The organism is Actinomadura nitritigenes (genome assembly GCF_017573545.1).
Classification (GTDB): Bacteria; Actinomycetota; Actinomycetes; order Streptosporangiales; family Streptosporangiaceae; genus Spirillospora; species Spirillospora nitritigenes.
This window is the reverse complement of sequence record NZ_JAGEOK010000011.1, coordinates 294,128-300,127: the sequence shown is the minus strand read 5'-3', so window position 1 is coordinate 300,127 and position 6,000 is coordinate 294,128. Positions and strand designations below refer to the sequence as shown.

Genomic DNA, 6,000 nt, shown 5'->3' with positions numbered 1-6,000 from the left:
CAAGTGTATGATCATTAATACATTGGTTAATTAGAGAAGAAGGCCAACACAGAAATCACAACTAATCATAACACTCTTCCCCTACACGACGCTCTGCCGCGCCCACCGCGTCCGCACCGGTCGCGCCGCGGCCGGTCGCGCCGGCCCGCCCGACGACGGCCGAGCCGGCGCCGCTGCCGCCGACGCCGGTCGACGGCGTGCCGGCGACGAGCGCCGGGGACCCGCCGCGCGAGAGGGTCAGCCTGATCCGCAGGCATCCGAAGCGGCGCCCCGGCGGGCCGCAGGTGCTCGGGGTCAACTGCAAGAACGAGCACTTCAACGACCCGCGCGCGCACTACTGCGCGGTCTGCGGGATCTCGATGCTGCAGCTCACGCTGTCGCCGTTCCACGGGCCGCGGCCGCCGCTCGGCGTGCTGCTGCTGGACGACGGGCAGACGGTCCCGCTCGAGGACGACCAGCTGGTCGGGCGGCGGCCCGACCGGGCGCCCGAGGTCGCCGAGGGCCGCGCGCATCCGCTTCGGATGACCGACGCCGAGGAGTCGATCTCCCGCCGGCACGTCCTCGTGCGGCTGGAGGAATGGCAGGTCACCGTGGTGGACCTCGGCTCGGCCAACGGGACGGCGGTGCGCGCGCCCGGCGCCGCGGACTTCGTCCGGCTGCCGTCCGACACCCCGGTCGAGCTGGCCCCGGGCGCGACCGTCCGGGTCGGGCTGACCCGCACGTTCCGGTTCGAGTCCAACCGGAAGGTCTGATTCGGCTTGGCCGGAACCGGACGCGCACCGCCCGGGCGCCCGCCGCGTCACAACCACCGTGCCTGACGGCGCTCCCACCGCGGCCGGCCCGCCGGCCGCCCCCTCCGAAAGGACACCGATGCGAACACGGCCCATGGGCGGTATCACCTTCGCCCATCCGCCCGCCTTCTGGACCGGGTTCATCGCCTGCGTCGCGGGCGTCGCCCTGCACCTGCCGATGTACATCGACTCGGCGGACATGCACTACGACATGCGCGGGATGTCGATGGACCCCCCGATGCTGACCGGGATGGCGCTCATCGTGGTCGGCCTGGCGCTCACCGCGTACGGGCTCATCCCGCGCGGTCTCGCCGCGTCCCGTCGCGACGGCGAGGTGCGCGTCCGCGCGGCGCACGACGCGCCGTTCCGGCGGGCGCACATCGGGCTGGTCATCGTCATGACGACGGCGGTGACGATCGACGCGATGAAGCCGATCACGCTGTCGTTCGTGGCGCCGGGGATGGGCAAGGAGTACGGGCTGAAGTCGGCCCTGAACCCCGGCGGGCACTGGCCGGTGGCGCTGCTGCCGCTGTTCGGCCTGGCCGGGACGGTCGCCGGCTCGTTCCTGTGGGGCTGGCTCGGCGACCACATCGGGCGGCGCTCGTCCATCCTGCTGGCCGGGGTGATGTTCGTGACCACCGCGGTGTGCGGGGCGATGCCGTCGTTCTCGTGGAACCTGGCGATGTGCCTGCTGATGGGCCTGGCCGCGGGCGGGATGCTGCCGATCACGTTCTCGCTGCTGGCGGAGATGATCCCGGGCCGGCACCGCGGCTGGGTGATGGTGCTGATCGGCGGGAACCTGGCGCTGGCCTACGCGATCACCAGCTCGCTGTCGTCGGCGCTGGTGCCGCACTACTCGTGGCGGATCCTGTGGCTGCTGGGCATGCCGACCGGGGTGCTGCTGATCGCGCTGAACCGCTGGATCCCCGAGTCGCCCCGGTTCCTGCTGGCGCACGGCCGGGAGGACGAGGCCCGCACGATCATGTCCCGGTACGGCGCCGTCGAGGACGTGACGGAGGACGACGTGCGGGCTCCCGCCGAGGAGCGTCAGGAGGCCGCGCACGGCGGGGGCTTCACGCCGCTGTTCCGGCCGCCGCTCGCCGGGCTCAGCATCGCGGTGGTGGTGCTGGGCCTGGGCATCGGCCTGGTCACCTACGGGTTCCAGCTGTGGATCCCGTCGAACCTGCAGAGGCTCGGCCTGGCCCAGAAGTCGGCCGACGCGGCGCTGCGCGACTCCTCGCTGCTGGGGCTGCCGCTGGTGTTCGTCGCCGCCGCGATGTACGGGCTGTGGAGCGCCAAGAAGACGATCATCGTGCTGACCGCGCTGACCGCGGCGGCGCTGGTGGCCTTCTCCTTCTCCGGCGAGTCGCTCGCGCACGACCGGACGTGGCTGTACGTCCTGCTGGCCGGCCCGATCGTCGGGACCGCCACGATCGCGGCGGTGCTGGCCGCCTACAGCTCGGAGATCTACCCGACGCGGATCCGCTCGCGCGGCTCCGGCCTGTCGGCGGGCGTCGGCAAGCTCGGCGGGGTGGTCGTCACGATCGTGCTGGTGGTGGGCGCGACGGTGCCGTCCATCAACACGACCGCGCTGCTCGGCGCCCTCCCGCTGCTGCTCGCGGTGCTCGTCGTCGCGGCGTTCGGGGTGGAGACGAGGAGGCGGCCGACGAGCGCGGGCGCTCCGGCCGCGCAGCCCGCCGACGCCTGACGCCGGTCAGTCCGCGAGGCGGGCGGCGGACTCCAGCAGCAGCGCGTGCACGAACGCCTGCGGGATGTTGCCGCGCAGCTGCCGCTGCTGGACGTCGTACTCCTCGGAGAACAGGCCGCTGGTGGCGCAGCCGGACCGGGTCCGCTCGAAGGTGCGCAGCGCGCGGGCGGTCTCGCCCTGGCGGTGCTCGGCGAGGGCGAGGAAGAAGCCGCACAGGCTGAAGGAGCCCTCGGCGACCCCGAGGTGCTGGCCCCGCACGCGGTACCGGTAGACGAAGCCCTCCTGGACGAGGTCCGAGCGGACCGCCTCCAGGGTCGCGACGGTGCGCGGGTCGTCGTGCGGCAGGGCGCCGCGCAGCGGCGGGATGAGCAGCGCGGCGTCCACGCGATCGTCGCCTGGGGCCCGTTTCCACCGTCCGCCCCGGGCGAGCGAGGTGCGGGCGGTCTCGTCGAGGACGGCGTCGGCGAGGTCGTTCCAGGAGGACGCCTCGGCCGGCCCGGCCAGGACCCGGGCGGCGCGGCGGAGGCCCGCGACGCAGCTGAGCCGCGAGTGGGTCCACAGGTCGTCGTGGGTCTCCCAGATGCCGGCGTCCGGCTCCTTCCAGCGGCGGGCGACGGCGTCGGCGGCGACGCGGGCCGCCTCGGCCCGCTCGGGGCCGGGCGGTTCGTGCTCGGCGGCCGCGGCGAGCAGCAGCAGCGCCTCGCCGAGCGCGTCCAGCTGGAACTGGGAGCTGGCGCGGTTGCCGGTGACGGCGGTGGCGCCGGGGTAGCCGGGCAGGTCGCTGTCGCGCTGCCCGGGGATGTCCTCGCCGGTGACGGTGTAGGCGGGCTTGAGGCGGTCGCCGTCGGCGAGAAGGCGGGCGGTGACGAATCCGACCGCGGTGCGCAGCAGCCGGGGCGGGCCGCCGTGCACGGCGACGGCGCGCCCGGCGAAGCACTGGTCGCGGATCCAGGCGTAGCGGTAGTCGAAGTTGCGGCCCTCGTCGGAGCGCTCGGGCAGCGCGGTGGTCGCGGCGGCGACCATCCCTCCGCCGCTGCTGGTGAGCCCGGTGAGCACCGAGTAGGCGAGGCGCGCGTCGCGCGGGGCGATGGTGTCCTCGCAGGACGGGACGTCGTCGTGCCAGGCGCGTTCGGTGGCGTCCCAGAGCGCGCCGGGGTCCAGGGCGCCCTCGGAGGCGCCTTCGGCGATCTCGAGGACCAGGTCGCGCGACTCGCCCTCGGCGAGGTCGAAGGTCAGGGCCAGGACGGGCCCGCCGTCGGTGTTCTCCCGCACCACCGCCTCGTCGCCGCCGCGCCAGCGGATCCGCGCGGGGCCGCTGCGGGCCGTCCATTCGCCGCCGTGGTGGTGCAGGTCCCGCATCCGCTCGCGGCGGTCGCCGGCGCGCACGTCCAGCACGGCGCGGATGCGGGCGGCACCGCGCACCGCCCGGCAGCGGCGCAGGACGACGGCGCGGTCGCGGTCGGCGGGGCGGGCGAGGGCCTCGCGGCACTCGACCATGCCCCCGTCGCCGGTCACCCAGCGGCTGCGCCAGATCAGCCCGCGGTCCTCGTAGTAGCCGCCCCACACCCAGCGCTCGGCGGCGGGCTGGACGACGTAGTCGCCGGGGCCGCCGAGCAGGCCGCCGAACGCGGCGGGCGAGTCCCAGGCGGGGAAGCACATCCAGGCGTACTCGCCCTGCGGCCCGACCAGGACGCCGCGCTCCCCGTCGGCGATCAGCGCGTAGTCGCGCAGCGCCTTCGGCAGCGAGTCCCGTCCGCCCGTGCCCCCCACCGCGACCTCCTTCGCCTCGCGCCGTTCGTGCGTCGAGAGGTCACTACCCGAGAAAGGACCGCCGATCCGGGGCCGTGATCACTCGTCCGGCGGTACCGACAAATTTTTTTGTCTTGACAACTTCGACTGTCGGTGGCGATGATGGGCGCATGCTGGACGTGACGGTGATCGAGGAGCCCGGGGCGGCGGCCGCGTCGCTGGACCCGATGCGGGCGCGGCTGCTGGCGGAGCTGGCCGAGCCGCTGTCGGCGGCGGCGCTGGCCGCGCGGGTCGGGCTGCCGCGGCAGAAGGTGAACTACCACCTGCGGGCGCTGGAGCGGCACGGGCTGGTCGAGCTGGTCGAGGAGCGCCGCAAGGGCAACATGACCGAGCGGCTGCTGCGCGCCACGGCGGCGTCGTACGTGATCTCGCCGCTGGCGCTGCCGGGCCTGCAGCCCGACCCCGCCCGGCACCGCGACGCGCTGTCGGCGCGCTGGCTGCTGGCGCTGGCGGCGCGGCTGGTCCGGGACGTCGGCGCGCTCATCACCGGCGCGGAGCGGGCGAACAAGCGGCTGGCCACCTACGCGCTGGACGGCGAGGTCCGGTTCGCCTCGGCCGCCGACCGGGCGGCGTTCGTGGAGGAGCTGACCGCCGGCGTCGGCGCGCTGGTGCGCAAGTACCACGACGCGTCGGCGGAGGGCGGCCGTCCCCACCGCGTCGTCATCGCCCTCCACCCCTCCCTCAAGGCCGAGCCGCCCGCTGCGGGTGGGGCGGAGGTGGGCGACCCGCCGGGCATCGAGCAGGACCGCCGCGCGGCGGACGCGGACGGGTCCTGAAGACCGTGCGCCGCCGCGCGGCGGCGCGGCATGACGGCGCCGAGCCGCAAGGCCGCAGGGCCGCGACGCCGCGGGCAGATCGGCACACCAACGGAACGGGCGCGCGGGCAGCGCGCCGGAGCGAGGAGCACGCCATGGCGAAGGAGTTCGAGATCGTCCGCGAGTTCGAGGTGGACGCGCCGCCCGAGCGGATCTGGGACGCGATCACGGTGAACACGGCCGGGTGGCTGTGGCCGTCGGAGTACGAGCCGCGCGAGGGCGGCTCGGCGGGCCACGGCTCCACCGTGGCGACGTGGGATCCGCCGCACCGGCTGGTCGTGCGGTCCGAGTCGCCCGAGGAGCTGAAGGCGGTCGGGCAGTCGCTCAACCAGCTCGACCACCTGATCGAGCCGCGCGAGGGCGGCCGGTCCTGGGTCCGCTACGTGCACAGCGGGATCTTCGTGGAGAACTGGGACGACCAGTACGACGGCGCGAACCGGCACACCGACTTCTACCTGCACACGCTGCGCCAGTACGTGACGCACTTCCCGGGGATGCGGGCGGTGCACACCGACGTGCAGGGTCCGGCGGCGTCCGCGGCGAAGGACGCCTTCGAGGCGGTCGGCCGGGCGCTCGGGCTGGGCGCGTCGGCGGCGGACGGCGCGGCCGAGGGCGACCGGGTCCGGGTGGACCTGCCGGGCGCCGGCGAGGTGGACGCGGTGGTCGACTTCCGCAACGAGAACTTCCTCGGCCTGCGCACCGGCGACGCGATGTACCGGTTCTTCGGCCGCAACACGTGGGGCGCGCCGGTCGGGATCGCGCTGCACCGGTTCGCCGCCGGAGCGTCCGGCGACGAGGACGCGACGCGCAAGGCGTGGCAGGGCTGGCTGGACGGCCTGTACGCCTGATCCGGAACGGCGGCGGCGCCCGCGGGGAC

General features: G+C 74.6%; 5 protein-coding genes. 4 read left to right on the top strand and 1 reads right to left on the bottom strand.

The genetic code is table 11. The features are described 5' to 3' along the window. The first annotated feature begins 197 nt into the window (after positions 1-197). A complete protein-coding gene (locus tag J4557_RS51685; RefSeq protein WP_208268113.1) occupies positions 198-752 on the top strand; it encodes an FHA domain-containing protein in 555 nt (184 codons plus the stop codon). 118 nt (positions 753-870) lie between these two features. Then, the gene (locus tag J4557_RS19420) at positions 871-2,499 is read left to right on the top strand and encodes an MFS transporter (protein WP_208268112.1); all 1,629 of its coding nucleotides are present in this window, start codon (positions 871-873) and stop codon (positions 2,497-2,499) included. 6 nt (positions 2,500-2,505) lie between these two features. Here the strand turns inward: J4557_RS19420 and J4557_RS19415 are convergent, their stop codons facing one another. Continuing rightward, positions 2,506-4,269 (bottom strand): glycoside hydrolase family 15 protein, encoded by a 1,764-nt coding sequence (locus J4557_RS19415; RefSeq protein ID WP_307800072.1) that lies wholly within the window; start codon positions 4,267-4,269, stop codon positions 2,506-2,508. A gap of 149 nt (positions 4,270-4,418) precedes the next feature. On the opposite strand from J4557_RS19415, the gene J4557_RS19410 reads away from it, so the two are divergent. Beyond that, complete coding sequence (locus J4557_RS19410) at positions 4,419-5,084, top strand: helix-turn-helix domain-containing protein (protein ID WP_208268111.1); 666 nt, start codon at positions 4,419-4,421, stop codon at positions 5,082-5,084. A gap of 134 nt (positions 5,085-5,218) precedes the next feature. Beyond that, positions 5,219-5,971 carry an SRPBCC family protein gene (locus J4557_RS19405; protein ID WP_208268110.1) on the top strand — a complete coding sequence of 251 codons (753 nt, stop codon included), beginning with the start codon at positions 5,219-5,221 and terminating at the stop codon, positions 5,969-5,971. The last annotated feature ends 29 nt before the right edge of the window (positions 5,972-6,000 follow it).